The organism is Marinomonas sp. ATLA20 (assembly GCF_057180105.1).
Genome location: NZ_JBXUKU010000013.1, coordinates 28,558 through 55,298, shown reverse-complemented (window position 1 = coordinate 55,298; position 26,741 = coordinate 28,558). Strand labels below are relative to the sequence as shown.

The 26,741-nt window shown below is 43.8% G+C and carries 25 protein-coding genes and 1 other RNA gene; 23 read left to right on the top strand and 3 right to left on the bottom strand.

The window, feature by feature from the left end; translation table 11 throughout:
• The gene (locus tag AC2A4J_RS17665; protein WP_484176958.1) at positions 1-1,479 is read right to left on the bottom strand and encodes an HDOD domain-containing protein; all 1,479 of its coding nucleotides are present in this window, start codon (positions 1,477-1,479) and stop codon (positions 1-3) included.
• 118 nt (positions 1,480-1,597) lie between these two features.
• Here AC2A4J_RS17665 and motA point away from each other — a divergent pair, with 118 nt between their 5' ends.
• Together motA and AC2A4J_RS17655 are read left to right on the top strand one after the other, a co-directional pair.
• A complete protein-coding gene (motA, locus tag AC2A4J_RS17660) occupies positions 1,598-2,452 on the top strand; it encodes a flagellar motor stator protein MotA (protein ID WP_484176957.1) in 855 nt (284 codons plus the stop codon).
• A 36-nt stretch (positions 2,453-2,488) separates the two neighbouring features.
• Positions 2,489-3,397, top strand: a complete 909-nt coding sequence (locus tag AC2A4J_RS17655; protein WP_484176956.1) for a flagellar motor protein MotB — start codon at positions 2,489-2,491, stop codon at positions 3,395-3,397.
• Here AC2A4J_RS17655 and rsgA read toward each other — a convergent pair.
• Positions 3,394-4,428, bottom strand: coding sequence for a small ribosomal subunit biogenesis GTPase RsgA (rsgA, locus tag AC2A4J_RS17650; RefSeq protein ID WP_255825030.1), 1,035 nt, complete (start codon positions 4,426-4,428; stop codon positions 3,394-3,396). The two genes, AC2A4J_RS17655 and rsgA, sit on opposite strands and share 4 nt — an antisense overlap.
• A gap of 74 nt (positions 4,429-4,502) precedes the next feature.
• Between rsgA and orn the strand changes: the two genes are divergently transcribed.
• Positions 4,503-5,060: an oligoribonuclease gene (gene orn / locus AC2A4J_RS17645; RefSeq protein WP_255825029.1), complete on the top strand. Its 558-nt coding sequence runs from the start codon at positions 4,503-4,505 to the stop codon at positions 5,058-5,060.
• Between the two features lie 79 nt (positions 5,061-5,139).
• Here the strand turns inward: orn and AC2A4J_RS17640 are convergent, their stop codons facing one another.
• A complete protein-coding gene (locus AC2A4J_RS17640) occupies positions 5,140-5,892 on the bottom strand; it encodes a sulfite exporter TauE/SafE family protein (protein ID WP_484176955.1) in 753 nt (250 codons plus the stop codon).
• Between the two features lie 161 nt (positions 5,893-6,053).
• Between AC2A4J_RS17640 and tsaE the strand changes: the two genes are divergently transcribed.
• From tsaE to AC2A4J_RS17540, 20 genes are all read left to right on the top strand, one after another.
• Positions 6,054-6,524, top strand: coding sequence for a tRNA (adenosine(37)-N6)-threonylcarbamoyltransferase complex ATPase subunit type 1 TsaE (gene tsaE / locus AC2A4J_RS17635; protein WP_484176954.1), 471 nt, complete (start codon positions 6,054-6,056; stop codon positions 6,522-6,524).
• An 86-nt stretch (positions 6,525-6,610) separates the two neighbouring features.
• Entirely contained in the window at positions 6,611-7,939 is a 1,329-nt protein-coding gene (locus tag AC2A4J_RS17630) for an N-acetylmuramoyl-L-alanine amidase (protein WP_255825026.1), read from the top strand.
• A 59-nt stretch (positions 7,940-7,998) separates the two neighbouring features.
• On the top strand, positions 7,999-9,927 hold the full coding sequence (gene mutL / locus AC2A4J_RS17625) for a DNA mismatch repair endonuclease MutL (RefSeq protein WP_484176953.1): 1,929 nt from the start codon (positions 7,999-8,001) through the stop codon (positions 9,925-9,927).
• Position 9,928: 1 nt separating this feature from the next.
• Positions 9,929-10,861, top strand: coding sequence for a tRNA (adenosine(37)-N6)-dimethylallyltransferase MiaA (miaA, locus tag AC2A4J_RS17620; RefSeq protein ID WP_484176952.1), 933 nt, complete (start codon positions 9,929-9,931; stop codon positions 10,859-10,861).
• Positions 10,862-10,948: 87 nt separating this feature from the next.
• Positions 10,949-11,194, top strand: coding sequence for an RNA chaperone Hfq (gene hfq / locus AC2A4J_RS17615; protein WP_012070321.1), 246 nt, complete (start codon positions 10,949-10,951; stop codon positions 11,192-11,194).
• Positions 11,195-11,229: 35 nt separating this feature from the next.
• The gene (gene hflX, locus AC2A4J_RS17610) at positions 11,230-12,519 is read left to right on the top strand and encodes a ribosome rescue GTPase HflX (RefSeq protein ID WP_255825023.1); all 1,290 of its coding nucleotides are present in this window, start codon (positions 11,230-11,232) and stop codon (positions 12,517-12,519) included.
• A gap of 40 nt (positions 12,520-12,559) precedes the next feature.
• Positions 12,560-13,807: an FtsH protease activity modulator HflK gene (gene hflK, locus AC2A4J_RS17605; RefSeq protein ID WP_255825022.1), complete on the top strand. Its 1,248-nt coding sequence runs from the start codon at positions 12,560-12,562 to the stop codon at positions 13,805-13,807.
• On the top strand, positions 13,807-14,688 hold the full coding sequence (gene hflC / locus AC2A4J_RS17600; protein WP_255825021.1) for a protease modulator HflC: 882 nt from the start codon (positions 13,807-13,809) through the stop codon (positions 14,686-14,688). The genes hflK and hflC overlap by 1 nt, the downstream gene beginning before the upstream one ends.
• Positions 14,689-14,803: 115 nt before the next feature.
• On the top strand, positions 14,804-15,001 hold the full coding sequence (locus tag AC2A4J_RS17595; protein WP_255825020.1) for a DUF2065 family protein: 198 nt from the start codon (positions 14,804-14,806) through the stop codon (positions 14,999-15,001).
• A 12-nt stretch (positions 15,002-15,013) separates the two neighbouring features.
• Positions 15,014-16,192, top strand: a complete 1,179-nt coding sequence (locus AC2A4J_RS17590; protein WP_255825019.1) for an ATP phosphoribosyltransferase regulatory subunit — start codon at positions 15,014-15,016, stop codon at positions 16,190-16,192.
• 38 nt (positions 16,193-16,230) lie between these two features.
• Complete coding sequence (locus tag AC2A4J_RS17585; protein WP_255829282.1) at positions 16,231-17,529, top strand: adenylosuccinate synthase; 1,299 nt, start codon at positions 16,231-16,233, stop codon at positions 17,527-17,529.
• Between the two features lie 209 nt (positions 17,530-17,738).
• Entirely contained in the window at positions 17,739-18,437 is a 699-nt protein-coding gene (locus tag AC2A4J_RS17580) for a response regulator transcription factor (RefSeq protein ID WP_255825018.1), read from the top strand.
• 6 nt (positions 18,438-18,443) lie between these two features.
• Positions 18,444-19,751, top strand: a complete 1,308-nt coding sequence (locus AC2A4J_RS17575; protein ID WP_255825017.1) for a sensor histidine kinase — start codon at positions 18,444-18,446, stop codon at positions 19,749-19,751.
• Positions 19,752-19,834: 83 nt separating this feature from the next.
• Positions 19,835-20,183, top strand: an RNA gene (rnpB, locus tag AC2A4J_RS17570) — RNase P RNA component class A.
• A 326-nt stretch (positions 20,184-20,509) separates the two neighbouring features.
• The gene (mraZ, locus tag AC2A4J_RS17565) at positions 20,510-20,965 is read left to right on the top strand and encodes a division/cell wall cluster transcriptional repressor MraZ (protein ID WP_255829281.1); all 456 of its coding nucleotides are present in this window, start codon (positions 20,510-20,512) and stop codon (positions 20,963-20,965) included.
• Positions 20,962-21,900: a 16S rRNA (cytosine(1402)-N(4))-methyltransferase RsmH gene (gene rsmH / locus AC2A4J_RS17560; protein WP_484176951.1), complete on the top strand. Its 939-nt coding sequence runs from the start codon at positions 20,962-20,964 to the stop codon at positions 21,898-21,900. Before mraZ ends, rsmH begins: the two co-directional genes overlap by 4 nt.
• Positions 21,893-22,171 (top strand): cell division protein FtsL, encoded by a 279-nt coding sequence (ftsL, locus tag AC2A4J_RS17555; protein ID WP_484176950.1) that lies wholly within the window; start codon positions 21,893-21,895, stop codon positions 22,169-22,171. Before rsmH ends, ftsL begins: the two co-directional genes overlap by 8 nt.
• Entirely contained in the window at positions 22,168-23,931 is a 1,764-nt protein-coding gene (locus AC2A4J_RS17550; protein WP_484176949.1) for a peptidoglycan D,D-transpeptidase FtsI family protein, read from the top strand. The genes ftsL and AC2A4J_RS17550 overlap by 4 nt, the downstream gene beginning before the upstream one ends.
• Positions 23,932-25,398, top strand: a complete 1,467-nt coding sequence (locus AC2A4J_RS17545) for a UDP-N-acetylmuramoyl-L-alanyl-D-glutamate--2,6-diaminopimelate ligase (protein WP_484176948.1) — start codon at positions 23,932-23,934, stop codon at positions 25,396-25,398.
• Positions 25,388-26,734: a UDP-N-acetylmuramoyl-tripeptide--D-alanyl-D-alanine ligase gene (locus AC2A4J_RS17540; protein ID WP_484176947.1), complete on the top strand. Its 1,347-nt coding sequence runs from the start codon at positions 25,388-25,390 to the stop codon at positions 26,732-26,734. Before AC2A4J_RS17545 ends, AC2A4J_RS17540 begins: the two co-directional genes overlap by 11 nt.
• The last annotated feature ends 7 nt before the right edge of the window (positions 26,735-26,741 follow it).

Sequence of the window (26,741 nt, the reverse complement as noted above, 5' to 3'; positions counted from 1 at the left end):
TTATAGTGTGCTGTGGCTGATTAAAGACACGATCTGTTTTAGGTTCTTGTAATCTGTTTCATTAAATTCGGTACGAGTTTCTAGCCAAAATATAGCCGTTTCTTTTTCTGATATTTTTGTGGATGCCAAAATAAGGTGGCTGTTGGTGTCAATTATTTGGTCCGACGTGTGCGGAAAATCTTTCAGTAGATTATCAAGTTTTTGCCCGTATATGTGAATGGCTGAGCGTTTGTTAGATAACTTTTTAAATACGCTTGATGGGGCGCTCCATTGGATCGATTTAATGACGTCTATGTTATAGCCAAATTGAAACATGGGAGATATTTTGTCGTTCGCATGTTTAAAAATAATGCTGTGTTGTGTGTTTGGTATGGCTTGCTTGATGGTTTTTAGGGCAAGTCCGGTTTTATGTTTTGCGTCATATTCTTTGTTTTGGTTGAGTGCTTTTTTGAGTGCTGCAATTGGCGTCAAAGATACTTTAGGTTTTGAATTTTTTTTCCCTGTATATAATTCGGGATCAAGTAATTGTTGCGCTAGCGGAATTTTTCCTCCGGTGTTGTAGAGCTTGGCGGCTTCAGTGCTTGCGAAGTGGGCGGTTTGAATGATTTCGCCAAGTCGACGATGCATGACTGTCGCAACTACACGGTAGAAAAATGGCAGGTTTTTGGAGTCCCATCGCATTAAATTTGCTTCATGAGCGACCTTGTTTGCGCAATACGAGAAAATAAGTGGGTTGTTTACTAGGATGGTTAATCTTTTATCTTCGGTGAAGCCGGGCAGTTCATCTGGGTGGTGTGCTAGGTGAGCCAGTTCTTGTAGCTCTTTTGTATTTGGTATGTGTTTGGTCAAAAATGATTCGATGACTTTGTTCGGCGTATTCCAATAGGTGCATAAATGCACAGTTAGCTCATCTATGCGGCAGCCTAAAATATTTAATTCAGCTTGGCTGGATTTTTCACCTTGCTGGATTTTTTGGTTGATTTCTAACATGGTTGGATAGGCATAGAACCATAATAGCCATCTTGCTGAATCTCGAAATAAGGTTATCCAGAAAATATCATCTTCGTTGTTAGTCAGTTTTTCAATTGACCAGTGTCTCGCGATAGTGGCTGCTTCGTAGCTGGTCTGGAGCTCTCTTAAGAGTGCCATTAAATGAGGTTGTTTTTGTCTGTCTTTGGTTTCATAGGCAACAAAATGGGAAAACAGTCTTGCAATGCCGTTCATGCCAACCATAGCGGCAGCGTGAAAAGGTGTTTTTATTTCACTGTTTTTATTCGGCATGATGCGATTGGCTTCGTTGAGAATAGCAAAAGCCAATAATGGGTCGGAGGCTATATTTGCTTGCATGCCATCAAGAGTGTCTTCTGTTCTTTTTATTTGAGTCTTCAGGCGCGATAAATTGACTGCTCTAACAGGGAGTTTTTTATTTTTAAGAAAATGTAGCCATTCATTTAGGCCAGAAGGTGACTTGTCTTTCATAGCTGGTTACATTAGTGGCTCGGTTGTTGGATTTATAAAGGCTCTTATATTTTAGATCTCATTAATCATACTGTATATTGATATGAGAGCATACTTTGTCGGTATTAAGGAAGTGAATATGTTTGCATTAGCTGGCTTGCTAGTTGTAATTGTTAGTGTTGTGTCTGGCTATTTGGCATCTCATGGGAATATGTTGGCGCTGTGGCAACCTTTTGAGGTACTCATTATTTGTGGTGCGGCTCTAGGGGCTTTTATGGTAGCAAACCCATTTGTGATACAGAAAAAAGTGCTGACTATGTTGCCTCAGGTTATTACTGGCAGTCGGCACAATAAAAAATTCTATTTGCAATTGTTAGGCTTGATGTACAGCTTGTTTCAAAAAAGTCGCCAAGATGGTTTTTTGTCTATTGAAGAGGATATTGAATCGCCTTTTACCAGTGAGTTGTTTAGTCGCTTTCCGGATGTGGTGCGTGATCATGAGGTGGTGGATTTTCTGACAGACAATTATCGAATATTCACATTAACAGGTCTTCCAGCTTATGAAATAGAAGCCATTATGGATAATGAGATTGAGCAGATTCAGGAAGAATTAGTAGCGCCAAGTCATGCGCTAACGCGAGTGGCTGAAGGTTTGCCAGGTTTTGGTATTGTTGCGGCGGTATTGGGTATTGTTATCACCATGGGATCTATTGGGGGGCCGCTAGAGGAGATTGGTGCACATGTTGCGGCCGCTTTGGTTGGGACATTTTTGGGTATTTTTTTCGGTTATGGTTTTGTTGGACCTGCTGCCTCTCATCTGGAAAGTTTGGGTACTCATGAGTTGAAAGCCTATTTGTGTGTTAAGGCGTGCTTGAATTCCATAGTATCTGGCTACGCGCCACCTGTTGCCGTTGAAACTGGTCGGAAGTTGTTGCCACCAGAAATGCGTCCGAGTTTTATTGAATTGTCAGATGGTCTTAAGCAGTATCGTTAGTATGGGGGCATCGTACCTAGTTAAGGAGGGTTTTGGATGGCTCTAGGCTCTAATGGGTTGGTAATCCGCCGAGTAAAGAAAATCAAAAAAGGCGGGCATCATGGTGGGGCTTGGAAGATAGCGTTGGCAGATTTTGCTTTAGCTATGATGGCGTTTTTCTTGGTTTTATGGATTATGGGTGTGGCTTCTCCAGAGGAGTTGAGAAGTATTGAAGGATACTTTCAGGACCCGATGGGTTCTTCCTCAGCAGGTTATAGTGCTAATCCTATCGATTTAGGTGGAAGTTCAGCGAAAAGTACAGAAAATAAATTAGATCTTCAGTTGCCTGAAGTAGGCAGTACTGATACTCAATCTATAGATAAGCTTCAAGATAATGGTCGGGATTCTGCTGAATCTAAGAGTATTAGTAATATGCTGCAGGAAGAAATGAGTAAGATGAACGTTTTGCTTTCGCAGCAGAATAATATGCGCATTGAAATTACGCCGCTGGGTGTACGTATTACGTTATTAGATGATCCAGATAAGCCTATGTTTGAGCGCGGAAGTGCTCGGATGATGGCGGATACTGAAAATACTTTGCTGAGTATGTCGCCGATATTTAATAAAGTGACTAACCCTATTGTTATTACGGGCCATACTGATTCATCTAAATTTGGTGCTTCGGGTCGGATTGATAATTGGGATTTGTCGACTTTGCGAGCAAATGCGGCGCGCCATATCTTGGAAGAGGGTGGTGTTGAGGATAGACGTATTGCTCAGGTGATTGGTCTGTCTGATACCATTCCTTTCAATCGATTTGATACGGATAGCGCAGAGAATAGGCGCATTAGTATTACCTTGTTAACCGATGATGCTTATAAGAAATTGCTGGACCAGAATCGTAGTAATTTTGGTAATCCTGGTCAGCAATCTGATTTGAAAATAACGCCTCAAACGGTTTTTTAGAAGGCTTGGTTTTCGCGTATTGAGTGTTTGATTCTTAGGAAGCTTTGGAAGCGGTGCTCCGTGATTTCTCCTTTTTCTAGAGCTTCTAAGATTGCGCATCCTGGTTCTTTTTCATGGGCGCAATCGCGGAATCGACAATAGCCAATATGTGGTCGAAATTCGATAAAGCCGTTTAGTAGTTCGTCTTCCGAAATATGCCATAAGCCAAACTCTCGAATCCCAGGGGAGTCGATGAGGTCGCCGCCTTTCGGCATATGGAACAGTCGAGCGGTAGTGGTGGTGTGTACACCCTTTTTGCGTTTCTGTGAAAGTTCACCCACGCTAATGTCAATATCAGGAAGCAAGGTGCCAATGAGAGAAGATTTGCCTACGCCTGATTGCCCCACAAAAACACTTGTTTTATCCTGCAAGAAATCATAAAGCGATTCCATACCAGCTTGGTTTTTGATGGAGGTTCTGATGATTTTGTAATTCAGATCTTCATAGGTTTTTAGTAGCTGATCCAAGTCTGCTTTATTGCTGTCGTCGATTAAATCGCATTTGTTTAGCAAAATAACGGGTGGTATGCCAACGGTCTCTGCAGCCACTAAATAGCGATCTATTAGGTTGGCATGCGCAACTGGCTCGGCGGCAATGACGACGATTATATGGTCGATGTTGGCGGCAACTGGCTTTATTCTGCCGTGCATGTCTGGACGAGACAGGGAGGTGTGTCTTGGTGTTGTGGCAACAACAACACCACCTTCATTTTGTTTTGGGCGCCAGACAACTTTGTCGCCAGTCACAAGTTGACCTAGGTTGGCGCGCAAATTACAGCGCGTGGAGATGCCAATAAAAGGTTCTTGAGTGCCTTCAACTTCTACTTGCGTACCGAAGTGGGAGATAATAATGCCTTCAGTTTCAGGTCCGAGATCGGATGACTGAAGGAGTTCTTCGGCGGCATCACCTCGCTTTTGAGTGCGTTCTACGCGCTCTTTGTGAATTCTTTCGATTCGCCAAGTTTGTTGTTTAGTAAGTTTTCGCTTCGACATTAGATTCGTCTGGTCATAAAGTAAGGCGCATAGAGTATAATGCCTAGCATTGATAATAAAGGACTTGGAAGATTATGAGCTTAAATGAAGAGAATTTAGTGTGGATCGATCTTGAAATGACAGGATTGGACCCAGAAACCGATACCATTATTGAAATTGCTACTGTGGTTACGGATAAGCATTTGAATGTATTGGCGAAAGGTCCAAGCCTTGCTGTCCATCAAGAAAAGGCAGTAATGGATGCAATGGATGAATGGTGTACACAGCATCATGGTGACTCTGGGTTAACGGCTAGAGTGTTGTCTTCGACTATTAGTATGGCACAAGCAGAAGAAGAGACTGTTAAGTTTTTAGCTCAGTATGTTCCGGCTGGAAAGTCGCCTATTTGTGGTAACAGTGTTGGGCAGGATCGTCGTTTTTTGTATCGCTACATGCCTAAGTTGGAAGCCTTTTTTCATTACCGTTATTTGGACGTTAGTACAGTTAAAGAGCTGGCTAAACGTTGGAAGCCAGAGGCGCTTGATGGCTTTTCTAAATCTGGTTCCCATTTGGCGATGGACGATATTCTAGAATCTATTGGTGAGTTGAAGCATTACCGTAAAACTATGTTTGGTTTGGAAGATAAGGCTTAATTAGTCGGTTCTTGTTTGTGTGAATTGGCGGGCTACATTTCGTTTGTTGCTCGTTAGTTTCTTTATTATGGTTCTCTTTTTAGCTTGCGAGTCCTGATACTCCGTCCCATATTAGCTTTAATCCTGTTAGGAAGAGAAAACTGTACATGATTTTGAAAAACAGCGCCGTGGACAGTTTGTAGTGTAGCCATGCGCCGAGTTGGACCCCCGAGAAAGCGACTGGCGTAAAGCACAGCGACAAAAGTACGTTGGAACTATTTAGCTGGCCCAGCATCCCGTATGGGATGAGTTTTACGTAGTTGACCGCGGTAAAAATAACGGCAGCAGTGGCCACGTATTGAGTTTTGTCTAGGTTTGCCCTTAGCAAATAGACACTCATTGGTGGTCCGCCAGCGTGGGCGATAAAGCTTGTGAAGCCGCCAAGCGTGCACCAGAGCCTTCCAGCAATCGTACTAAGCGGCTTTTGTTGACTGGTTTGGTTTTTCTTGGGCCATGAATTTAATGTAAAGCCTACCGCAATAATCCCAACCATTATTTTTAGCCATTCTGCTGAAAACCATGATGCTGTGAGTCCGCCGATGATGACGCCAATAATCGCAGCGGGTATGCATTTTATAAGTTGTTCTGTGTTCCATTTCTTCCAGAATTTTTGCACGGTAAATATGTCCATTATGCAGAGAATTGGAAGCATTATGGCGGCTGCAAGTGTTGGGGAGGTTTGTAGTGAAATCAGCGGAACCGCGAGAATGCCAAATGCGCCAGAAAAGCCGCCTTTTGATACGCCAGTGATAAAAACGGCAACGGCAATGATTGAAAGAAAAAGCCAATCCATGTGCATCCTTTATTGGGTGTTTGTTTTTGTGGGTAGTAGGTTGGTTTATTATGAGTGATTGATGCTTGTTTCAAAAGGCTTCTGTATTAGAATTGTCGGAAATAAAATGATCGTGCATTTGGTGTTTTCTCAAGATTGAGTAGTAAAAGGGTTGATTGGTAATGCGAATAGAAAAAGATGTTTATGGTGAGGAGGCGATGGAAAAGCTGGGTGAGGTTTTTTCATCGGTGCTGAAGTCTGGTGCGGTGGTGTATTTGGAAGGTGATTTAGGTATGGGTAAAACCACGCTGGTGAGAGGTGTTTTGCGTGGTTTGGGATATCAAGGGCCAGTGAAAAGTCCTACCTATACGATTGTTGAGCCTTATGAAATGTCTGGCTTTGAGGCGTTTCATTTTGATTTATATCGAGTTGCGGATGCTGAAGAGCTAGAGTTTATGGGGATTCGCGACTATTTTAATGATGGTAGTTTGTGTTTGATTGAGTGGGCAGAAATGGGGCGAGGGATTTTGCCAAAGGCGGATTTAGTTGTCTCGCTGAGCTTAATTCGTCAAGGGCGCCATGTGTGTGTAGAGGCGAACACAGATAAGGGTGGTGAGGCTTTAAGCGTCTTGAAAGAAACGATAACTTCTTGATGTATAGAAGACTTTACTATAAGTAAGATTGAGATCCATTTAATCAGCAGTTATAGTGTGTCAGATATACTAGCTAGCTGTCTGATATGCATACTAAATTTCGTAATTATCTATTTATTTTTATTTGTTCAATCCTGTCTTTGGCGACTTGTAGTGTTTTGGCTGCAGAGGTTCGAGATATTCGTGTTGCTCAGCAAGAGGGGGTGACACGTTTGGTGTTTGAGCTTTCTGAGGCTGCAGAGCACCGTATTTTTCCTCTTTCTAATCCTGATCGTATTGTTTTAGATATTAGCGGAGTGGTTTTAAGTCCCTCAGTGGTAAATGGCTTGTCTGCGCTGTCTTCAGATGTCTTGATGCGAGTAAGATATGCGCGCCGGGATTCAGGTGTTCGGTTTGTACTTGATTTGGGGCAGGCGGCTAAGGCGAAAAGCACTGTTTTGGCTGCCAATGGTACTTATGGCCCTAGGATATTGGTTGAGCTTGAGTACGGGGTAAGAAAACCTGCGACTATTGTTAAAAGTTTAGCGAATCTCTCTAAAGAGAAGCGGGATATTGTGATTGCAATTGATCCAGGTCATGGCGGTAAAGACCCTGGTGCATTGGGTCAATATAATGTGCGAGAGAAAGATATCGTGCTTTCTATTGGTAAAGAGCTGGCGCGCCGTATCAATGCGGTTGACGGCTTTAAAGCGGTGTTAACTCGCTCAACAGATAAATACCTTCAGCTGAGAGATCGTTCCCGCGTGGCGCGTGAGGCCAACGCTGATTTGATGATATCCATTCATGCGGATGCGTTTACCAAATCCAGTGCTAGAGGGGCTTCTGTTTGGGCGTTGTCATTAAGTGGCAAAAGTTCTGAAATGGGTCGCTGGCTGGCTCAACAGGAAAACTCGGCTGATTTGGTGGGCGGAATTTCGTTGGATGATAAAGATCAGTTACTTGCTGAAGTTTTATTGGATATGTCGATGAATTCGACTATCCAAATGAGCCTTAATATCGGTAAGAGTGTTCTGGGGGAGATGAAGGGGGTTGCAGTATTGCATAAAGACAGTGTTCAGCAGGCTGGCTTTGTGGTGCTGAAGTCGCCAGATATTCCTTCTATATTGATCGAAACTGGCTTTGTGTCCAATAAAACCGAAGCCAAGAATTTATCGAGCAGAACGTATCGTGTGAAATTAGCCGATTCTATTTCAAAAGGTGTGGTTGAGTATTTCACCAAAAATGCCCCTGATGGAACCTTGGTTGCTTGGAAGCAAAAGAAACATTCTGATTATGTTTACACGGTTAGTAAGGGTGATACTCTATCCGAAATCGCGCGTCGAAATCAGGTGTCCTTGTCTGTTTTGCGTCAAGCTAACAATCTAAGTAATGACGTTATTTGGATTGGTCAGAAGCTTGTTATTCCTGCTGGTTAAAAGTCTTATTAAAGCCTCTTTATTTCTCAAAGAGGCTGTTCTCAAATTAAAGGTCGTTCATGCAAAGAATTAATCTTTTATCTCCACGTCTAGCCAACCAAATCGCCGCGGGAGAGGTGGTTGAACGTCCAGCTTCCGTTGTTAAAGAATTGCTTGAAAATAGTCTTGATGCTGGCGCATCGCAGCTTGATATTGATGTGGAGCAAGGTGGCGTAAGACGTATCAAGATTCGCGATAACGGCACTGGCATCATGAAAGATGACCTGTCGTTAGCGTTAAGTCGTCATGCTACCAGTAAAATCATTACCTTGGACGATTTAGAGGCTGTTTGTACTCTTGGTTTTCGTGGTGAGGCGTTAGCCAGTATTAGTTCTGTATCGCGAATGCACTTAACCTCTCAGGCTGAAAATGAAGTAGAAGCTTGGAGAGTTGAGGCGGAAGGCAAAGATATGGCGACGGCAATTCGTCCAGCCTCCCATCCCCAGGGTACAACTATCGACGTGCGTGATTTGTTTTTTAATACGCCTGCTCGTCGTAAGTTTCTTCGTACTGAAAAAACGGAATTCGCGCACCTTGAAGAAGTCGTTAAGCGGCTGGCGTTGAGTCGTTATGAAACTGGCTTTCGACTGAGTCATAACGGTAAACAAGTTTATGACCTTCGTCCTGTCACCGATCAGCTTCATGCTGAGCATCGGTTGGCAACTTTGCTGGGCAAAAAATTCATCGAGAATTCATTGACGCTAGATGTTGAGGCGGCTGGTTTGCGTTTGTGGGGGTGGATTGGTTTACCGACGTTTTCTCGTTCTCAGGCGGATCTGCAATATTTCTTTGTAAACGGCCGAGTGGTCAAAGATAAGCTAGTGGCTCACGCTGTGCGCCAGGCTTATCGCGATGTTTTATATAATGGTCGCCATCCGACTTTTGTTTTGTATCTTGAGTTGGACCCCTCGACGGTTGATGTGAACGTGCATCCGACAAAGCATGAAGTGCGTTTTCGTGATGGTCGTTTAGTGCATGACTTCTTGTTTAGTCGTATTCATAAGGCTATCGCGGATGTTCGCCCAGAATCAGATGCCGCCCCTACTGGGATGAATGATTCGGCGCAGACTGATGAGCGGGCAAGTTATGGTGCGAATATAACAGAGCAATCTGCTTTGCCCTTGTCTAATCGTTCTGCGTCTTCTTCGATGGACTGGATGCGCTCTACTTCAAATTCGTTGGGAGCGTCAGAGGTTCGAGGCCAACTTGATGGCATGAGTCGCCTGTCTGGTTATGCGCAAGAGTATGCGGCAAAAACGGAAGAGGTTGATCCTGAAACAGGTGAAGTTAGAGAGGTTTCTCCTACAAATGTTGTGGGGCAGGGTGAAAGTCCGTTTGTTAGATCTGAAGGTGATTACCAAGCGGTTCCACCATTGGGTTTTGCTGTGGCTCAGTTGCACGGCGTTTATATTCTTTCTGAAAGTGAGCAGGGTCTTATTTTAGTGGATATGCATGCGGCTCATGAACGAATTGTCTATGAGCGTATGAAGACAGCGTTTTATCAAAAAAATATTTCATCTCAGCCTTTGCTGGTACCGATAAATATTGCTGTGTCGCAAAGTGAAGCGGATCTTGTTGAGGAAAGTGGTGAGGTGTTTGAAGCATTTGGCTTTCGAGTAGAAAGAACTGGGCTAGAAAGTGCTATGGTTCGCGAAGTTCCCGTTATACTGATACGGGGCGATGTGGAAGGTCTTGTGCGTGATGTGATTAGTGACTTGTCTGCGAATGGTGTGTCCGATCTGATGGAGTCGCGGGCTAACGAGTTGATGGCTTCAATGGCGTGTCACGGTGCTGTGCGCGCAAATCGTAAGTTGACTATTGCCGAGATGAATAGTCTTCTTCGTGATATGGAGGTCACTGAGCGAAGTGGGCAGTGTAATCACGGCCGACCAACTTGGGCACACTTAAGTATGTCTGATTTAGATAAACTCTTTTTGAGAGGACGTTGATATGACAAAACCGCATGTTGTGTGTTTGATGGGGCCGACGGCATCAGGGAAAACAGGTTTGGCAGTTGAGCTGGCTGAGCAGCATAATTTTGAAATTATCAGTGTCGATTCTGCTCTTGTTTACAAAGGAATGGATATTGGTACGGCCAAGCCGGATGCACAGTTGCTTGCTAGAGCACCTCATAGATTGATTGATATTATCGATCCTCTTGAATCTTACTCGGCCGCTGATTTTGTTTTGGATGCGGTCGAGCATTCGCAAGAGATTATTGCCAAGGGGAAAACGCCACTTTTAGTGGGTGGTACTATGATGTATTTCAATGCTTTGCAAAAAGGTCTGGCAGAAATGCCGCAGGCGGATGCAGAGTTGCGTGCGTTGATTGAGGCTGAAGCAGCAGAAAAGGGTTGGGTGGCTTTGCATGAAGAGCTACAGAAGTTTGATCCGGAGGCAGCGTCTCGGATTCATCCTAATGATCCTCAGCGTTTGCAGCGTGCTATTGAAGTGTATCGGCTGACCGGCAAAACGATGAGCCATTTCTGGGCGCAGCAGGAAGCTGTGTCTTTGCCGTTTGAGATGATTAATATGGCAGTGATGCCAAAAGAGCGCAGTGTGTTGCACGAACGTATTGAGCAGCGTTTTTATGACATGATGGATCAGGGGTTTTTGGCTGAGGTTGAAGGCTTCTACAAGCGTGGTGATCTAACGATTGATATGCCATCTATGCGTTGTGTTGGCTACCGACAGTTATGGCAATATTTAGACGGTGCTGATTTGCTAGATGATGCTATCTTTAAAGGGGTGGTTGCTTCTCGTCAATTGGCAAAAAGGCAGCTTACTTGGTTGAGGGGATGGGAGGATCTGATGATTTTTGATAGTTTGTCGAAAGATCTTGTGCCTGAAGCCTTGAATTATATAGAAAGCAGGATTATATAGGGAAATAAATAAAGATTTGGTGTACTATCTATAGTATTGTTTTATCAATAATTAATTTAATTTTTTTGCTTGTTTAAGGAGATCACAATGTCAAAAGGGCAATCATTACAAGACCCTTATCTAAATATTCTACGTAAAGAAAGAGTGCCAGTATCCATCTTTCTTGTAAATGGAATTAAACTTCAAGGTCAAATCGAATCATTCGATCAGTTTGTGATTCTATTGAAAAATACTGTTAGTCAAATGGTTTACAAACACGCCATTTCTACAGTTGTGCCTTCCCGTACAATTCGCATCCCGTCTCCTGATCAGCCGGAAGATGACGCTGAATAGTTTGTCTGTAATAAGACAAGCAGAGGAATAATAGATTGTTTTTTGAACGTCCAGATAGTGGTGATATAGCTGTATTGGTTCATATAGATTTTCATGATCAAAATGAGTCTTATGGTCCAGAAGAGTTTGTTGAACTTGCTATTTCTGCTGGTGCCGACCCTGTGGCTGTTGTCACGGGATCTCGTCAGCGACCTGATGCTAGATATTTTATCGGTACTGGCAAACTAGCAGAAATTAAAGATATTGTTGATCGAGAGGAAGCCCAAATTGTTCTTTTTGATCATGCATTATCTCCTTCCCAAGAGCGTAACTTAGAAAGTGTCTTACAATGTCGTGTGCTTGATCGTACAGGGCTTATACTTGATATTTTTGCTCAGCGAGCACGTACCCATGAGGGTAAATTGCAAGTTGAGTTGGCTCAATTACAACACATGTCGACTCGTCTTATTCGTGGTTGGACGCATTTAGAACGCCAAAAAGGCGGTATAGGTATGCGTGGGCCCGGTGAAACCCAGCTTGAGACTGACCGTCGATTGCTTAGAGAACGTATCAAAGCCATTCAGAAAAGACTGGCAAAAGTAGGTTCTCAGCGGGATCAGAATCGCCGATCGCGTGATCGTTCCTCTGTTCCAACGGTGTCGCTGGTGGGCTATACCAACGCAGGCAAATCTACTTTATTTAATAGAGCAACAGGCGCTGAAGTTTTTGCGGCCGACCAATTGTTTGCCACCCTAGATCCAACTTTGAGGCGTTTAGATTTAGAACAAATAGGCTCTATAGTATTGGCTGATACGGTGGGATTTATTCGTCAATTACCTCACCGATTGATCAAGGCATTCCAGGCGACCTTAAAAGAGTCGTCTGAGGCGGATTTGTTATTGCATGTAGTGGACGCAGCGGATATTTCTCGTGATGAGAATATGAAGCATGTTGATTCTGTGCTGGAAGAAATTGGCGCTAATGAAGTGCCAACTTTGACTGTATTTAACAAAATTGATGCCTTGCCGACAGCAGAACCTAGAATTGATAGGGATGCTAACGGGAACCCTTTCCGAGTTTGGTTGTCTGCTCGTGATGGTCAAGGTGTTGACTTACTTAAGCAAGCTATTGCTGAACTATTAGCAGAAGATGTTTTTAGTGAAACACTTTATTTGTCGAGTCAGTATGGTCGTTTAAGGGCTATGTTGTTCGAGCATGGAGCGGTGAAATCGGAGCGCTTTGATGAGGCGGGTCGTTTTGTTCTTGATGTAAAGTTGCCTAAAAAAGATTATTTGCAGATTTTGGCTCGCGCAGGCATGTCTGAGGATCAGATAGAAGCGGTGTGAGCTGTACAGGATTATCATTAAAATAAAGTGGAGACGTAGTATGGCCTGGAATGAACCGGGTAATAACGACAATGACCCATGGAATCCAGATAAAAACCGTAATAATGGTGCTGGGCGCCCAGATGGAGATCGTGAAAAAGAGACCAACAATGACCCTTGGGGTCGTAAGCCTGGAGGCAATGAACAAGGGCCTCCAGACTTGGATGAGGCTTTTCAGAAGTTAATGGGGATGCTTGGCGTTAAAAAAACGCGCAAATCCGGTGGCTCTGATGGTGGTGGCTCTGGTGGTATGTCTAGCAAATTTGGCGGTGGTTTGATTGCCATTGTGTTGATTGCTTTGCTTGCCTTGTGGGCAGCTACTGGTGTTTACCAGGTAGATCAGCAGGAGCGAGGGGTTGTGCTTCGTTTAGGTAAGTATCACTCCACGGTTATGCCAGGTCTTCATTGGAATCCACCTATGATCGACTCTGTGAGTAAAGTGAATGTAACGAAAGTTCGTTCTCATGATCATAAAGCGCTGATGTTGACGGTTGATGATGCCATTGTTGAGGTGGGTGTTTCTGTCCAATACTCTGTTCAGGATCCAAAGGATTTCTTGCTTAATGTTCGAAATCCAGAAGAGTCTCTTGCTCAGGTGACAGAAAGTGCACTTCGTCATGTTGTTGGTAGTTCTGAAATGGATCAGATTTTAACGGAAGGTCGTGAGTTATTGGCGTCAGAAGTTAAGGCACGTATTCAGGATTACAGTAGTGCATACGGTACCGGTTTATTGATTTCGAAAGTCAACGTTGAAAATACTCAAGCGCCGACTCAGGTGCAAGAGGCTTTTGATGATGTTATCAAAGCGAAAGAAGATGAGTTACGTGTACGTAACGAAGCTGAATCTTATGCGAATGGTATTATTCCAGAAGCTCGTGGTCGTGCTCAGCGTATCAGAGAAGAGGCTGAGGCTTATCGATCTGAAATAGTAGCTCGAGCGAGCGGTCAAGCGGATCGTTTTGATCGATTGTATCGTGAGTATACTAAGGCGCCAGACGTTACACGTCGTCGTTTGTATATTGAGACGATGGAGTCTGTTTATAAAGACGCAAATAAAGTTGTTGTTGACACTAAAGGTGGAAATAACATGATGTATTTGCCTCTGGATCAATTGATGAAACAGCGTGCTGAGTCTTCTAAAGGTGCTGGATCTTTGAATTCAAACAACATTGGGGCGTTAACTGATCAGGTTCTTGATGAGATTCGCAAACGCCAAAGTGCAACCATTCGTAGAGAGGGCAGAAACTAATGAGAGGCTTTTCTTTTTTCATTTTATTTATTGCCCTTCTTGGTGTGTTGGTCGCATCTCAGACGTTATTTGTTGTTAAAGAGACAGAGCGTGCTGTAGTGCTTAAGTTTGGTGAAATTGTTCAGGATGATGTTAAACCTGGTATTCACTTTAAGCTTCCAATCATGAATGAGGTTAAGACATTTGACGCTCGAATTCTAACAATGGACTCACGCCCTCAGCGTTACTTGACGCTAGAGAAAAAGGCTGTTGTGGTTGATTCTTATGTTAAGTGGAAAATCGATTCTGTTGCCAAGTTTTATCAGGCTACGTCTGGTGATGAGTTTGTTGCCAATCGAGTTCTATCTTCTCGTGTAGATACTGGCCTTCGTAATAAGTTCGGTGAGCGAACTATGCATGAAGTGGTTTCTGGCGAGCGTGATCAGCTAATGACTGAGTTACGTGATGACTTGAATCAAGTTGCTCAGAATGAATTGGGTATCTCGATTGTGGATATTCGAGTTAAGCGAATCGACTTGCCGCCTGATGTTAGTGAGTCTGTTTATCAGCGTATGAGAACTGAGCGTGAGCGTGAAGCTCGTGAGCACAGATCGAAAGGTTTGGAGTTGGCTGAAGGTATTCGTGCTGATGCAGATCGTCAGCAAGTAGTATTGGAAGCTGAAGCTCAACGTGATGCTGAAATGATTCGCGGTGACGGTGACGCTAAAGCAGCGGCTATTTACTCGAAAGTTTACAAGCAAGATCCTGAGTTTTACGAATTTTATCGTAGTCTTCAGGCATACCGTGAAAGCTTTAACGGTAACAATGATTTGTTCGTTCTTGAGCCAGATAGCGAATTCTTTAAGTATCTGAATAGCTCCACTAGTCGTAGTGCTAAATAGAGTGGATATTCGTCAATAATCGTACATGAGGCCTATTTGTTAAAATGGGAAACATGGTACTATTACACAAACCGGGCCCAGCCCGGTTTTTTAATGGTCAAAATAAAGAGAATCTATGCAGGAATTGTTGCAGTCGCTGCTGGTTGGCGTCAGCCTTTTATTGATCGCCGAGGGCATTTTGCCGTTTCTCGCGCCTAATGTGTGGAGAGAAATAATGGTAAAAGCTATCGCGAGCTCAGATTGGAATTTGCGTATTCTGGGCGCGGTTAGTATGTTTCTTGGATTAATGCTTCTTTTGCTGACTCGAAGCTAAGAGGATAATTTAATGACATTAGCAGATCGCTGGTTACTTCCAGAGGGCGTTGACGAGGCGTTGCCTGAACAGGCCGCTAAGATTGAGCACCTTAGAAGAACTCTGCTTAATCTCCATGAAAGTTGGGGATATCACTTAGTAATACCTCCTCTTTTAGAGTATCTAGATTCCCTTCTTACGGGTGCTGGCTCAGACCTAGAAATTGAAACATTTAAAGTAATCGACCAATTATCAGGTCGACTTTTAGGTATTCGTGCCGATTTCACATCCCAAGTGGCTCGTATTGATGCTCATTGCCTTAAAGATGATGGTGTGCAGCGTTTGAGTTATTGTGGCAGTGTTCTACGAACAATGCCGGCTGGCTTAGATGGTACTCGTAGTCCCATTCAGTTGGGCGCAGAAATTTATGGGCATGGCGGCGTAGAAAGCGATGTTGAAGTTTTGTCTTTGATGTTGCAAACCTTGTCTACGGCCGGTTTGTCTAACCTTGTTCTTGATCTTGGGCATGTTGATGTCGTGAGTGGTGTTCTTGCTGCTTGCGATTTGACTGCGGATCAAGAAGGTAAATTGATTGAGCTTTATAAGGCTAAAGATTTGCCGGAGCTTGATAGATATGTTGATGGGCTTGAATGTCTGCGTGATATTCAGAAGCAATGGTTGGTTGGTCTGCCACGTTTATGTGGCGGTAAAGAAGTATTAAAACATGCGGCAGATTTGCTTGGTGATGTAAGCGAGTCAATCCGAGATGCGATTGTTTTGCTGCAGAAAGTGAGTGAATCAATTTGCCAGCGTTTCCCTGCGGTGGGTCTACATTTCGACCTGAGTGATTTGGTTTCTTATAGTTACCACACAGGTGTTGTTTTTGCGGCTTACGTGCCTGGGCATGGTAATGCCATTGCTCGTGGTGGACGATATAACAATATTGGTCAAGTGTTTGGGCGGTCCCGTCCTGCTACAGGTTTTAGTACGGATGTAAAAGCCTTGGTTGCTTTGACAGAGATTGTGGTCAATAAGCCAAAAACTGTTCTTTCGCCAATTTGCTCAAGTGATGCGCTTTGGCATAAAGCGAATTCCTTGCGGGCTGAGGGATATCGAGTGGTAGAGGTCTTGGATGATGTTTACCCTGGAGATGCTGATTTTAAGCTGGAATTTGTTGATGAAGCTTGGCAGTTGATGCCAGTTCAGAGCTAGACTTTTCTTTAAGAACTATCTAAATGAGACCTGAAATTATGGGTAAAAATGTTGTTATTCTAGGCACTCAATGGGGCGACGAAGGTAAAGGTAAGGTTGTAGACCTACTTACTGAAGATGTTGCTGCGGTTGTACGTTTTCAAGGTGGTCACAATGCTGGCCATACATTGGTTATTGATGGCAAGAAAACAGTCTTGCATTTGATTCCTTCTGGTATTTTGCGTGAAGGTGTTCAATGTATTATCGGTAACGGTGTTGTGTTGTCTCCTGCAGCATTGAAAACTGAAGTGCTTGAGTTGTTGGAGCAAGGTGTTCCAGCGGTTGAGCGCTTGAAAATCAGTGCGGCTTGTCCACTAATTCTTCCTTATCATATTGCTATTGATCAGGCTCGTGAGCTTGCTAAAGGTGAGAAAAAGATAGGTACAACGGGTCGTGGTATAGGGCCTGCTTATGAAGATAAAGTGGCACGACGTGCTATTCGTGTTGGTGATTTGCTGGATTCTGAGCGCTTTGCGGCCAAACTTAAGGAAGTCCTTGAGTATTACAACTTTGTCCTCACTCAATATCATAAAGTTGAGCCTATTTCCTTTGACGAAGTGTATGCTGCTGGTTTGGAAATGGCGGATTTCTTGCGCCCTATGGTGGCTGACACTATTACCTTGCTGCATGACTTGCGTAAAGCGGGTGCGAACATCATGTTCGAAGGTGCTCAAGGTTCATTATTGGATGTCGATCACGGTACTTACCCTTATGTGACATCTTCAAATACAACGGCAGGTGGTGCTCCAGCGGGTACTGGTTTTGGTCCTTTGTATTTAGACTACGTGCTTGGTATTACAAAAGCTTATACCACTCGTGTTGGTTCTGGTCCTTTCCCGACTGAACTTTTTGACGAGGATGGCGAGCGTTTGGGTCGTCGTGGTCATGAGTTTGGTGCAACTACGGGGCGCTCTCGCCGTTGTGGTTGGTTCGATGCTGTTGCTTTGCGCCATGCCGTTCAGATTAACTCTGTTTCTGGTATTTGTTTGACTAAATTGGACGTTCTTGACGGTTCTTCTGTCATCAAAGTTTGTGTTTCTTACGCAGATGAAAATGGTAATCCTGTCGCCGGCTCTTTGGTTGATAGTGAAGGTTATGAGAAGGCTAAGCCTGTTTATGTTGAGTTGCCTGGTTGGGCTGAATCAACAGTAGGTGCTGCAAATTTTGAAGCGCTACCAAAAAATGCTCAAGATTATATTCGCTTCCTTGAAGAGCAGGTTGGTGTGCCAATTGATATTATTTCTACTGGCCCAGATCGTAACGAGACAATTGTTATTCGCGACCCTTTTAAACAATAAGTTTTAAATAATGGGTTTGTTGTTAAAAAAAGCCGCTTAGTTGCGGCTTTTTTTGTTTTAATGGGTTGCTAAGTTCAGCATATTAGCATTCTTTGTAAATAGAGTGAAAAGAGGGGGAGGAGTTTGTCTGGGGCTAAGGTAATATTTACAATTGAATTTAAGGCAATTTAAATGCCTGCTAAATAATGAAAAAATGAGAGGGAATATTTATGGTTAAGTTATTGCTTGCTGATGATGATGCTCGTTTATCGGATTTGATTAAAGAATATTTTGATGGCGAGGGTTACGAGGTAGCGCATGCTTGGAATGGTCGTGAAGCGTTAGAGTTCATGGCTGCGGAGATGCCTGATATTGTTATTCTCGATGTTATGATGCCTGAGTTGGATGGCTTTGAAACGTTAAAGCAGATACGTAATAAGAGTTCGGTGCCTGTTATTATGCTGACGGCAAAAGGCGATGATATAGATCGTATTCTTGGCTTAGAGATGGGGGCGGATGATTATTTGTCTAAACCATTTAATCCGCGAGAGTTGTTGGCTAGAATTAAGGCTATTTTGCGTCGAGCAAGTCAGGAGCGAGAAGACGACCCAACTGCTGATATAGATCTTTCTGGTGTATTATTGCGCCGCAAAGATCGGACTGTATATTTGGAAGGTGAATTGGTCGAGTTAACAACTTCAGAATATACCTTGTTGGAATGCATGCTAATGGCACCCGGCCAGGTATTAACAAAGCAAGAGCTTTCTGAAAAAGCTTTGGGTCGTAAGTTGACTATGTATGATCGTAGCTTGGATATGCATATTAGTAACCTGCGCAAAAAAATTGGTAATTTAGAAAATGGTGATCCTCGAATCAAAACCGTCCGTGGTGTAGGCTATATTTTTGTGTCAAATGAACTAGGTGCTTAGCTTTTTATGAAAAATACTTTTCTGCGTGTGTTTCTGGTAGTGCTTCTTTCCAATATTGTTGTGGTGAGTATTGGTTTGGGGATGGTCCAGTTTATCCAGAAACGCAATCAGGTGTCAGCTGATTTACTGGGGGATGTCGGTGTTCAGTTGGTGGCTGGGTATGAAAAGTTCGGTATTACTTCTTTGCAAGAGGAAACAGAAAAAGCTGAAAAGCGTTTGTCTGGAACGATTTATCTTTATCAGGAGAACGGTCGTCCTCTTTTAAAAGCTTTGCCTCGTAACTTTAGAGAGCAAAATACGCCAAGTGCTACAAGTAGGCCCTCGGCGGATTTTTTACATAGTCAATTTATTCAGGTTATTGGTGGGGATAATGTTCAGTATTTGCTTATCTTTAAACCAAATCCTGAAATTAGCTCTCTAGCACCGGAAGCGGTTGTCGGGTTTTCTTTATTAGGCTTGCTCGTTTCGAGTGGTGTTTTGGCTTATTGGCTATTGGGGCCATTGCTTAAGTTGCAGCGTGTTGCTCGCTCTTTTGGTCAAGGTGATATGACGGCTAGGGTTGAAAATAAGCTGGCTCGAAGAAGTGATGCTGTTGGTAAGTTAGCCCGTGAATTCAATGAGATGGCCGTTAGAATAGACACTCTACTGTCATCGAAAGAGCGGTTAATGCGTGATGTTTCGCATGAGTTAAGAACGCCACTTGCTAGGATAGAGGTGGCGTTAACGATTGCAGAAGACAAATATGGTACAGAGGCGCAAAGAGGCTATTTGAACCGAATTCGAACAGAGCTTCATGAGCTTGATGAGCTAATAGGTCAGGTGCTTACTTTGAGTCGTTTAGAGGCGGCCTCTCTCATAAAAGAGGAGGTGGATCTTCAAGATTTCTTGGGTGATATCGTCGAGGACGTGAGTTTTGAAAGTCAGTTGAAAGGCATTTCAGTCACTAAAATCGGTCGTGCGCCAAAAACTATATTGGGTGATCCGCTTCAGTTGCGGCATGCTATTGAAAATGTACTTCGCAATGCATGTTTCTATGCAGGTTGTAATGGTGTGATTGAGGTTGAAACTCAAGAGAAGGCGGGTACTGCTTTTATCTACGTGCGAGATAATGGCCCTGGTGTTTCTGATGACAAATTAGAGAAGATTTTCCACGCTTTCTACCGTTCGTCTGAAGCTCGGGAGGCTAACAGTGGTGGTTTTGGTGTTGGTCTTACTATCTCTCAGCGTATTATTAGTGCTCACAAAGGGCAGATAAGTGCTAAGAATCGTCAGGAGGGTGGTTTAGAGGTGTGTTTTCAACTGCCTGTTGCTTAAACTTAGATTTTAAGTTCAAGAAAAACTTCTGTTTTTGATAAAGCGCTTGTTATTGTCTTTATAGATAAGTAATATGCGCCTCGCAAGTTGGCTAGGCAGTCGCCGCTCAATTTATTGGGGGGAGGAAAGTCCGGGCTTCGCAGGGTAAAGTGCCAGGTAACGCCTGGGGGGCGTGAGCCTACGGAAAGTGCAGCAGAAAATACACCGCCTAAGCAGTTTACTGCCGGTAAGGTTGAAATGGTGCGGTAAGAGCGCACCGCGCGACTGGCAACAGTTCGTGGCAAGGTAAACCCCACTTGAAGCAAGACCAAATAGGAACTCTTTGGCGTGACCCGCGCTGAGTTCGGGTAGGTTGCTAAAGACGTGCAGTGATGTACGTATTAGATGAATGACTGTCCACGACAGAACCCGGCTTATCGGCCAACTTGCACTTTTTTACTTTCTGTTTTTTTCTTCCTGCTTTGTTTTCTATTCTATTCAATTGGTGTCATGGCTAATGGCGCTTTCTTTACTGCTACTTCTCTATATCTTTTAGCTCTTCCACTTCTCGTTTGTTTCTATCCCTTAGAACGGTCTTTTTTTGTCTAAAAAGTGTCACTTTGTGGTTTTTCTCCTGTTTTAGTCTCTGTGTTTCTCTCTTTTTCACGTCTTTACAAAATCATTGCATCTATTTTTGTCTATTTGGTTGGTTTTTTTTTACTCTTTTTCATAAATAGTGTTAAATTGTGGGATAAAGTGTCGATAAGTGGGATATGGCAATGTTTCGTGGGATTCATCAGGTGAGTGTAGATGTGAAGGGGCGAATGTCTCTTCCGGCACGCTTACGCGATGATCTTGCCCAATATGATGAAGATGGTGTGGTTGTGACCATTGATCCTGTTTCTCGATGTTTGCTGCTTTATCCCTTATCTGAGTGGGAAGTAATTCAACAAAAATTAGATAAGTTGCCCACATTTCAGCCACAGGCAAGGCGTTTGCAGCGTCTTTTGGTGGGGCACGCAACGGATTTAGAGGTGGATAAAGCGGGGCGTATTTTATTGCCCGCGCCACTGCGTGAATTTGCTCGATTAGATAAAAAGCTAACGATTCTTGGTCAAGGCAAAAAATTAGAAATTTGGAGCCAAGAAGAGTGGGAAGCGCAACGTGAAGATTATTTATCTCAAGACGCTCTTGAGGATTTACAAACTGAAACCATGATGGATATTTCTTTATGACAAAGACGATGGCAGAACACATAAGCGTCATGCTTAATGAGTCCGTCGATATGCTTGTAACTGACGCTAATGGTCTTTATGTCGATGGGACATTTGGCCGTGGTGGGCATACTCGTTTGGTTTTAGATCGATTAGACAAAGGTCGTTTGCTTGGTTTTGATAAGGATCCAGTGGCGATAGGGTATGGCAAGGCATTGGAGCAAGAAGATTCACGCTTTTCGATTGTTCAAGATAGCTTTGCGAACATGGCTGAGCACATTAATGCTGTATTTGGTGTTGATAGAATTGATGGTGTGATGATGGATCTTGGCGTCTCTTCACCTCAGATTGATGATGCCGAACGCGGTTTTAGTTTTATGAACGATGGTCCGTTAGATATGCGGATGAACCCAGATAAAGGTCAGAGTGCGGCAGAGTGGATTGCTGCTGTTAGCGAAAAGGATATGGCGGATGTTATGTATCAGTATGGCGAAGAGCGATTTTCTCGCCGTATAGCAAAAGCAATCTGTGAATACCGTTCACATACTCCAATTCTAAGCACGCTTCAGCTTTCTAAAATTGTTGCGGAGGCAAACCCAGCTTGGGAGAAAGGTAAGAATCCTGCAACTCGTGCATTTCAGGGTATTCGAATTCACATCAACAATGAGTTAGGTGACTTGGAGGTTGGTCTGGATGCCGCAGCCGAAGCGTTAAAGGTTGGTGGTCGACTGGCGGTTATTAGTTTTCATTCCCTTGAAGATCGAATTGTTAAGCGCTTTATGAAGTTAAAAGCTAAGGGGCCTGAGCTACCAAGGCACTTGCCAATTCGAAACGCACATCTTGATATTAAGTTTAAGACAATCGGTAAGGCAATTAAGCCATCTCAATCTGAAGTGAGCGAGAATGTTCGCTCTCGTAGTGCTGTCTTGCGCGTTTTGGAGCGGGTCAGTGATTAAGGCGCGCTTTGCACCGCTAGTCTTTGCTGTCGGTGTTGTGTTTTTAGCAATGATTTCCATTGCTGTTGTTATTCAGGTTTACGATTTTAGGAAAGACTTCTCCTACCTTCAGACGTTGAAGCAGGATGAAGTGGATTATGAAGTGAAATGGGGGCAGTTGCTACTTGAACAAAGTGCGCTCACCCAGCCTAGTCGCCTAGAGCAGGCGGCTATTAAAGATTTAAATATGCACGCACCTTCTCAGGATGAATTGATAATAGTGAAACCATGAGTATTCATAATAGTGATCACACACCAGGAAAATGGCGCTTTAGATTTGTCTATGGCGTTGCATTATTGCTGTTTCTTATTGCCGGCGGTCGACTGTTTTATTTGACTGTTGTCGATAAGGATTTCTTGCAAAATCAGGGCGAGATTCGTGCGGTACGTACGGAAGCTATTCCTGCTACTCGGGGTATGATATTGGATCGTCGTGGCGAGCCACTGGCTGTTAGTACGCCAACTTGGACGATAATAGCCAACCCTAAAGCCTTGTGGAAAATGCCCCTTGACCCTTCCTCAAATATTGGTCCTGAGCAAGAGATTAAGCGTTTGGCTGAGGTGATGGGTGTTGGTCGAGCGTGGTTGCAAGAGCGATTTGAAGCCAATAAAACTCGTTCTTTCATGTATTTGCGTCGCCAAATTCCGCCTAATGAAGCGGATGCTATTATGGCGGCTCATGTGGTTGGTGTTAGTAAGACGAAAGAATACAAACGCTTTTATCCTGCTGGTGAAGTAGCGTCTCATGTTGTTGGTTTTACCAATATCGATGATAAAGGACAAGAAGGTATTGAGCTTGCCTATGATCAAGCTTTAGAGGGTCAGCCTGGTCGTCGCAGTTACGTGAAAGATCTCTCTGGTAATATAATTCGTGGTGTTGGTGTCGAAGAAGCTGAGCATCCAGGTGAAAATATTGAACTTAGTATTGATCTGAGATTGCAGTATTTGGCTTATCGAGAACTTAAAGCTGCCGTCACAGAGCATCGAGCAACTTCCGCGTCAGCGGTAATTTTAGACGTGAAAACGGGAGAAATATTGGCGATGGTAAATCAGCCATCTTACAACCCAAATGATCGTTCTAAATTGGAATATGAAGAGTTGCGAAATCGTGCAGTGATTGATTTGTTTGAGCCGGGTTCGACCATGAAACCGTTCACTATTTCGGCTGCGCTAATGTCTGGCCAATACACGACAGAAACCACCATTGATACGTCTCCGGGCTATTTGCGTTTTGGGCGTTTTACTATTCGTGACGCTGCGAATTATGGCGTAATTGATTTTGAAAAATTACTCATTAAGTCAAGTAACGTAGGGGCATCAAAAATTGCTTTGTCACTTCCCCAGGATGCCGTTTGGAATATGGATTATGAGCTGGGAATCGGCTCGCCTGTTGGAATAGGCTTCCCTGGTGAGGCTTCTGGGGTCTTGCCTTCACATCCAAAGTGGCATCCATCAGAAATTGCTACTTTGTCATATGGCTATGGTTTGTCTGTGTCGACTTTGCAATTGGCTCAAGCTTATATGACGTTGGCAAATGGCGGTTATCGTGTTCCGGTTACTATCTTTAAGCAAGATGTGCCTGCGGATGGTAAGCAGGTTATTCCGCCAAAAGTGGCTCATGATGTTGTGAAAATGATGGAGTCTGTCGTGACTCGAGGCTCAGGTAAAGCGGCGCAGATCCCAGGTTATCGTGTTGCTGGTAAAACAGGTACTGTTCATAAAGTCGGCTCGAAAGGGTACGAATACGATCAGTACATTGCTTTGTTTGCAGGCGTGGCGCCAGCTTCGAACCCTAGGCTAGCAATGGTTGTAATGATTAATGACCCGAAAGGACGTGAGTATTATGGTGGTGAAGTTGCGGCTCCTGTGTTTTCTCGAGTAATGGAAGGTGCGTTGACGACTCTGAATATTTATCCAGACTTGCCTGAAGGGCTCAGAGAGGTTCGCTTGGAGCCTAAAAAAGTTCCTTATCAAGTTGTACAGGGTGGTTAAATGGGGCAATTAACGCATGCTCAACTTCTTAATTTGGCGGGTTACTCTTTAGAGGGTAATCCGCATTCTGCTTTATATAGCCACCTAGAAACAGACAGTCGTAAAGCCGATCCTGAGTGTGTGTTTTTTGCATTGCCAGGTGTAAGCTCAAATGGTTGGGATTATTTGGATAAGGTGGTTGAATTAGGCTGCAAAGTGGCGGTTATCCCTTCACAGTTAAATTTGCAGCGAGACGATATTGAACTGGTTTCGGTTGCCAATCCGGCAGAATTATTGGTTGATTGTCTGCATGGTTTTTTTGGACGTATGCCGCAGAATATGGTGGCGGTCACTGGGACTAATGGCAAATCTTCTATCTGTTTCTATATTGCCCAGCTTGCTAAATACCTAGGCTTTTCAAGTGGTTTGGTCGGGACTTTTGGTATTGGCCCTTTAGACTCTTTGTCTGAGGCGAAACAAACTACGCCTGATCTTCTTTCGCTACACCTTACTTTGATGCATATGGCTGAATCAGGTGTGGATTTTGTAGCTTTTGAGGCATCGTCTCATGCGCTGGATCAAGGGCGTATTGAAGGTGTTCCCTTTCAAACGGCTGTATTTTCAAATCTGTCTCGAGATCATCTTGATTATCATGGTGATATGAATTCCTATGCTTTGGCAAAGCGACGTTTGTTTGCCTTTGAAAGCTTATCTCACTCTATATTATGTCTTGATGACAGTTATGCGGGTTTTATGGCGGAAGGTGCTAGTGGCTCTGCTTGTCATACCTATAGTTCGCAAAATCCGAGTGCCGATTTTTATGCTAAACAGTTAGTGCTTGAACCAACCGGCAGTCGATTTGTTTTGTGTCATCCTGAAGGGGAGTCTCCTGTCTTCTTGCCTCTTTTGGGGCGTTTTAATGTGCAGAATGCTTTGGCCGCATTGGCGAGCCTTTGGTATGGAGTGAATGATAAGGCGACTTTAGTGAGTGGCTTGTCTAGTTTAAGTGGTGCGCCGGGGCGCATGGATAAAGTTCAGTTACCTAATGCTCCACTTGTTGTGGTGGATTTTGCTCATACTTCAGAGGCTTTAGAAGTGGCCCTGCAAGCATTGAAAGAGCATACAAATGGTCGACTAATTTGCGTGTTTGGTTGTGGTGGCGATAGAGATAGAGGTAAGCGACCTTTAATGATGGCGGCGGCTATGAAGAATGCCGACTATGTATGGTTGACCTCTGACAATCCTCGCACCGAGTCTATAGAACAAATATTTTCCGATGTTTTAGTGCAAACGAATGATGATGAGGCGTTTAGTTTTGAGCCCGATCGTCGGGTGGCTATTCGTCAGGCTATTTTGTCTTCTGGTCCTAATGATGTAGTGTTGATTGCAGGTAAAGGGCATGAAACTTACCAGGATATTCAAGGTGTTAAGCATCATTTTAATGACAAAGAAGAGGCGCTGAGGGCGTTGGAGGCTTATGTTAATTAATCTTACTCTTTCAGATGTTGCGAATGCCTGTGGTGGTGAGCTTGTTGGTGAGGGTTGCGTGCTCAGTGATGTTATAACTGACACTAGAAAAGTCTCACCGGGTTGCCTGTTTGTTGCCTTGAAAGGCGTGCGTTTTGATGGGCATGACTATATTGATCAGGCTGTTCAAAATGGCGCGGTAGCCGTTGTGTCTGAACGCATTCTTGATGGCTATAGCTATGTCAAAGTTGCAGACACCACATTGGCCTACGGAGCAGTAGCTAGGTTGATTCGAGATGCTTTTCAAGGCGCTGTTGTATGCATTACAGGCAGTAATGGTAAAACAACCGTAAAAGATTGGCTGGCGCAGTCCCTCAGTGACAAAAATGTGTTAAAAACACGCGCTAATTTAAACAATCAAATCGGTGTGCCGCAGACGCTTCTTGAGTTGGACGCAAATCATGATGTTGCTGTTATTGAAGCGGGAACCAGCTTTACTGGTGAGATTCCACGGCTGGCGAGCATTGCCTTCCCCGACATAGTTATACTGACAAATGCCAGTGGAAGTCATTTTGAAGGGTTGGGTGGCCTTGAAAGTATTGCCAAAGAAAAGGGTGCATTAATTTCTGGCTCTTCAGCTAATGCTAGTGTCGTTTTGAACGCCGATGATGAATATTTTGATTATTGGTGTGACTTGGCTGGTGATCGTAAAGTGTATTCTTTCGGCTTTAGTGAGTCTGCCGTTCTTTATGCTTCAGATATTAAGCTGGGCGCTGAGTCTAGTTCGGCAATATTTCATTTCAATGGTGATTCGTTACCGGTGAATGTTGCGGGTGCTGGAAAGCATCAAGTTGCGAATGGTATGGCGGTTGTTTTAGCTATGTTGATTCTAGGGATTGATTTTAAGCAAGCGACTGATAAATTAGCCACCCCAGTATTGGTTTCGGGTCGTTTAGAGCGCTTAACCGCGAAAAATGGCGCTCTATTGATTAATGATTGTTACAATGCCAGCCCGTCATCGGTTGAAGCGGCTATTGACGTTCTAGCGACGCAATCAGTAGACGAAACATGGTTAATTCTGGGTGCCTTGGGAGAGCTTGGTGCTCAACGAGATGCAATTCATCATGGTTTAGGGGTATATGCTAAAGACAAAGGGATTTCGTGTTTGATTTGTGTTGGTCCCGTAGCGGGTGTTGCTGGTGCCGCTTTTAGAAGTAAGGGTGGTAACGCTATATTTTGTAATACTCATAATGAGGCGGCGACAGTTGTTCGTCCGCTAGATAAAAAACACGCTATTTTAGTGAAAGGTTCTCGTTCCGCTAAAATGGAAAATGTCATTGAAGCATTAATTAATTAGGATATTC

Excerpts from the sequence above, each read along its gene's own strand:
- AC2A4J_RS17550 (WP_484176949.1), top strand. The coding sequence starts at position 22,168 with ATGAGTATTCATAATAGTGATCACACACCAGGAAAATGGCGCTTTAGA.
- hfq (WP_012070321.1), top strand. The coding sequence starts at position 10,949 with ATGTCAAAAGGGCAATCATTACAAGACCCTTATCTAAATATTCTACGT.
- AC2A4J_RS17540 (WP_484176947.1), top strand. The coding sequence starts at position 25,388 with ATGTTAATTAATCTTACTCTTTCAGATGTTGCGAATGCCTGTGGTGGT.
- AC2A4J_RS17665 (WP_484176958.1), bottom strand. The coding sequence starts at position 1,479 with ATGAAAGACAAGTCACCTTCTGGCCTAAATGAATGGCTACATTTTCTT.
- AC2A4J_RS17575 (WP_255825017.1), top strand. The coding sequence starts at position 18,444 with ATGAAAAATACTTTTCTGCGTGTGTTTCTGGTAGTGCTTCTTTCCAAT.
- mraZ (WP_255829281.1), top strand. The coding sequence starts at position 20,510 with ATGTTTCGTGGGATTCATCAGGTGAGTGTAGATGTGAAGGGGCGAATG.
- AC2A4J_RS17580 (WP_255825018.1), top strand. The coding sequence starts at position 17,739 with ATGGTTAAGTTATTGCTTGCTGATGATGATGCTCGTTTATCGGATTTG.
- motA (WP_484176957.1), top strand. The coding sequence starts at position 1,598 with ATGTTTGCATTAGCTGGCTTGCTAGTTGTAATTGTTAGTGTTGTGTCT.
- AC2A4J_RS17590 (WP_255825019.1), top strand. The coding sequence starts at position 15,014 with ATGACATTAGCAGATCGCTGGTTACTTCCAGAGGGCGTTGACGAGGCG.
- rsgA (WP_255825030.1), bottom strand. The coding sequence starts at position 4,428 with ATGTCGAAGCGAAAACTTACTAAACAACAAACTTGGCGAATCGAAAGA.
- AC2A4J_RS17640 (WP_484176955.1), bottom strand. The coding sequence starts at position 5,892 with ATGGATTGGCTTTTTCTTTCAATCATTGCCGTTGCCGTTTTTATCACT.
- hflC (WP_255825021.1), top strand. The coding sequence starts at position 13,807 with ATGAGAGGCTTTTCTTTTTTCATTTTATTTATTGCCCTTCTTGGTGTG.
- AC2A4J_RS17545 (WP_484176948.1), top strand. The coding sequence starts at position 23,932 with ATGGGGCAATTAACGCATGCTCAACTTCTTAATTTGGCGGGTTACTCT.
- AC2A4J_RS17595 (WP_255825020.1), top strand. The coding sequence starts at position 14,804 with ATGCAGGAATTGTTGCAGTCGCTGCTGGTTGGCGTCAGCCTTTTATTG.
- mutL (WP_484176953.1), top strand. The coding sequence starts at position 7,999 with ATGCAAAGAATTAATCTTTTATCTCCACGTCTAGCCAACCAAATCGCC.
- AC2A4J_RS17630 (WP_255825026.1), top strand. The coding sequence starts at position 6,611 with ATGCATACTAAATTTCGTAATTATCTATTTATTTTTATTTGTTCAATC.
- tsaE (WP_484176954.1), top strand. The coding sequence starts at position 6,054 with ATGCGAATAGAAAAAGATGTTTATGGTGAGGAGGCGATGGAAAAGCTG.
- orn (WP_255825029.1), top strand. The coding sequence starts at position 4,503 with ATGAGCTTAAATGAAGAGAATTTAGTGTGGATCGATCTTGAAATGACA.
- rsmH (WP_484176951.1), top strand. The coding sequence starts at position 20,962 with ATGACAAAGACGATGGCAGAACACATAAGCGTCATGCTTAATGAGTCC.
- AC2A4J_RS17655 (WP_484176956.1), top strand. The coding sequence starts at position 2,489 with ATGGCTCTAGGCTCTAATGGGTTGGTAATCCGCCGAGTAAAGAAAATC.
- hflK (WP_255825022.1), top strand. The coding sequence starts at position 12,560 with ATGGCCTGGAATGAACCGGGTAATAACGACAATGACCCATGGAATCCA.
- AC2A4J_RS17585 (WP_255829282.1), top strand. The coding sequence starts at position 16,231 with ATGGGTAAAAATGTTGTTATTCTAGGCACTCAATGGGGCGACGAAGGT.
- miaA (WP_484176952.1), top strand. The coding sequence starts at position 9,929 with ATGACAAAACCGCATGTTGTGTGTTTGATGGGGCCGACGGCATCAGGG.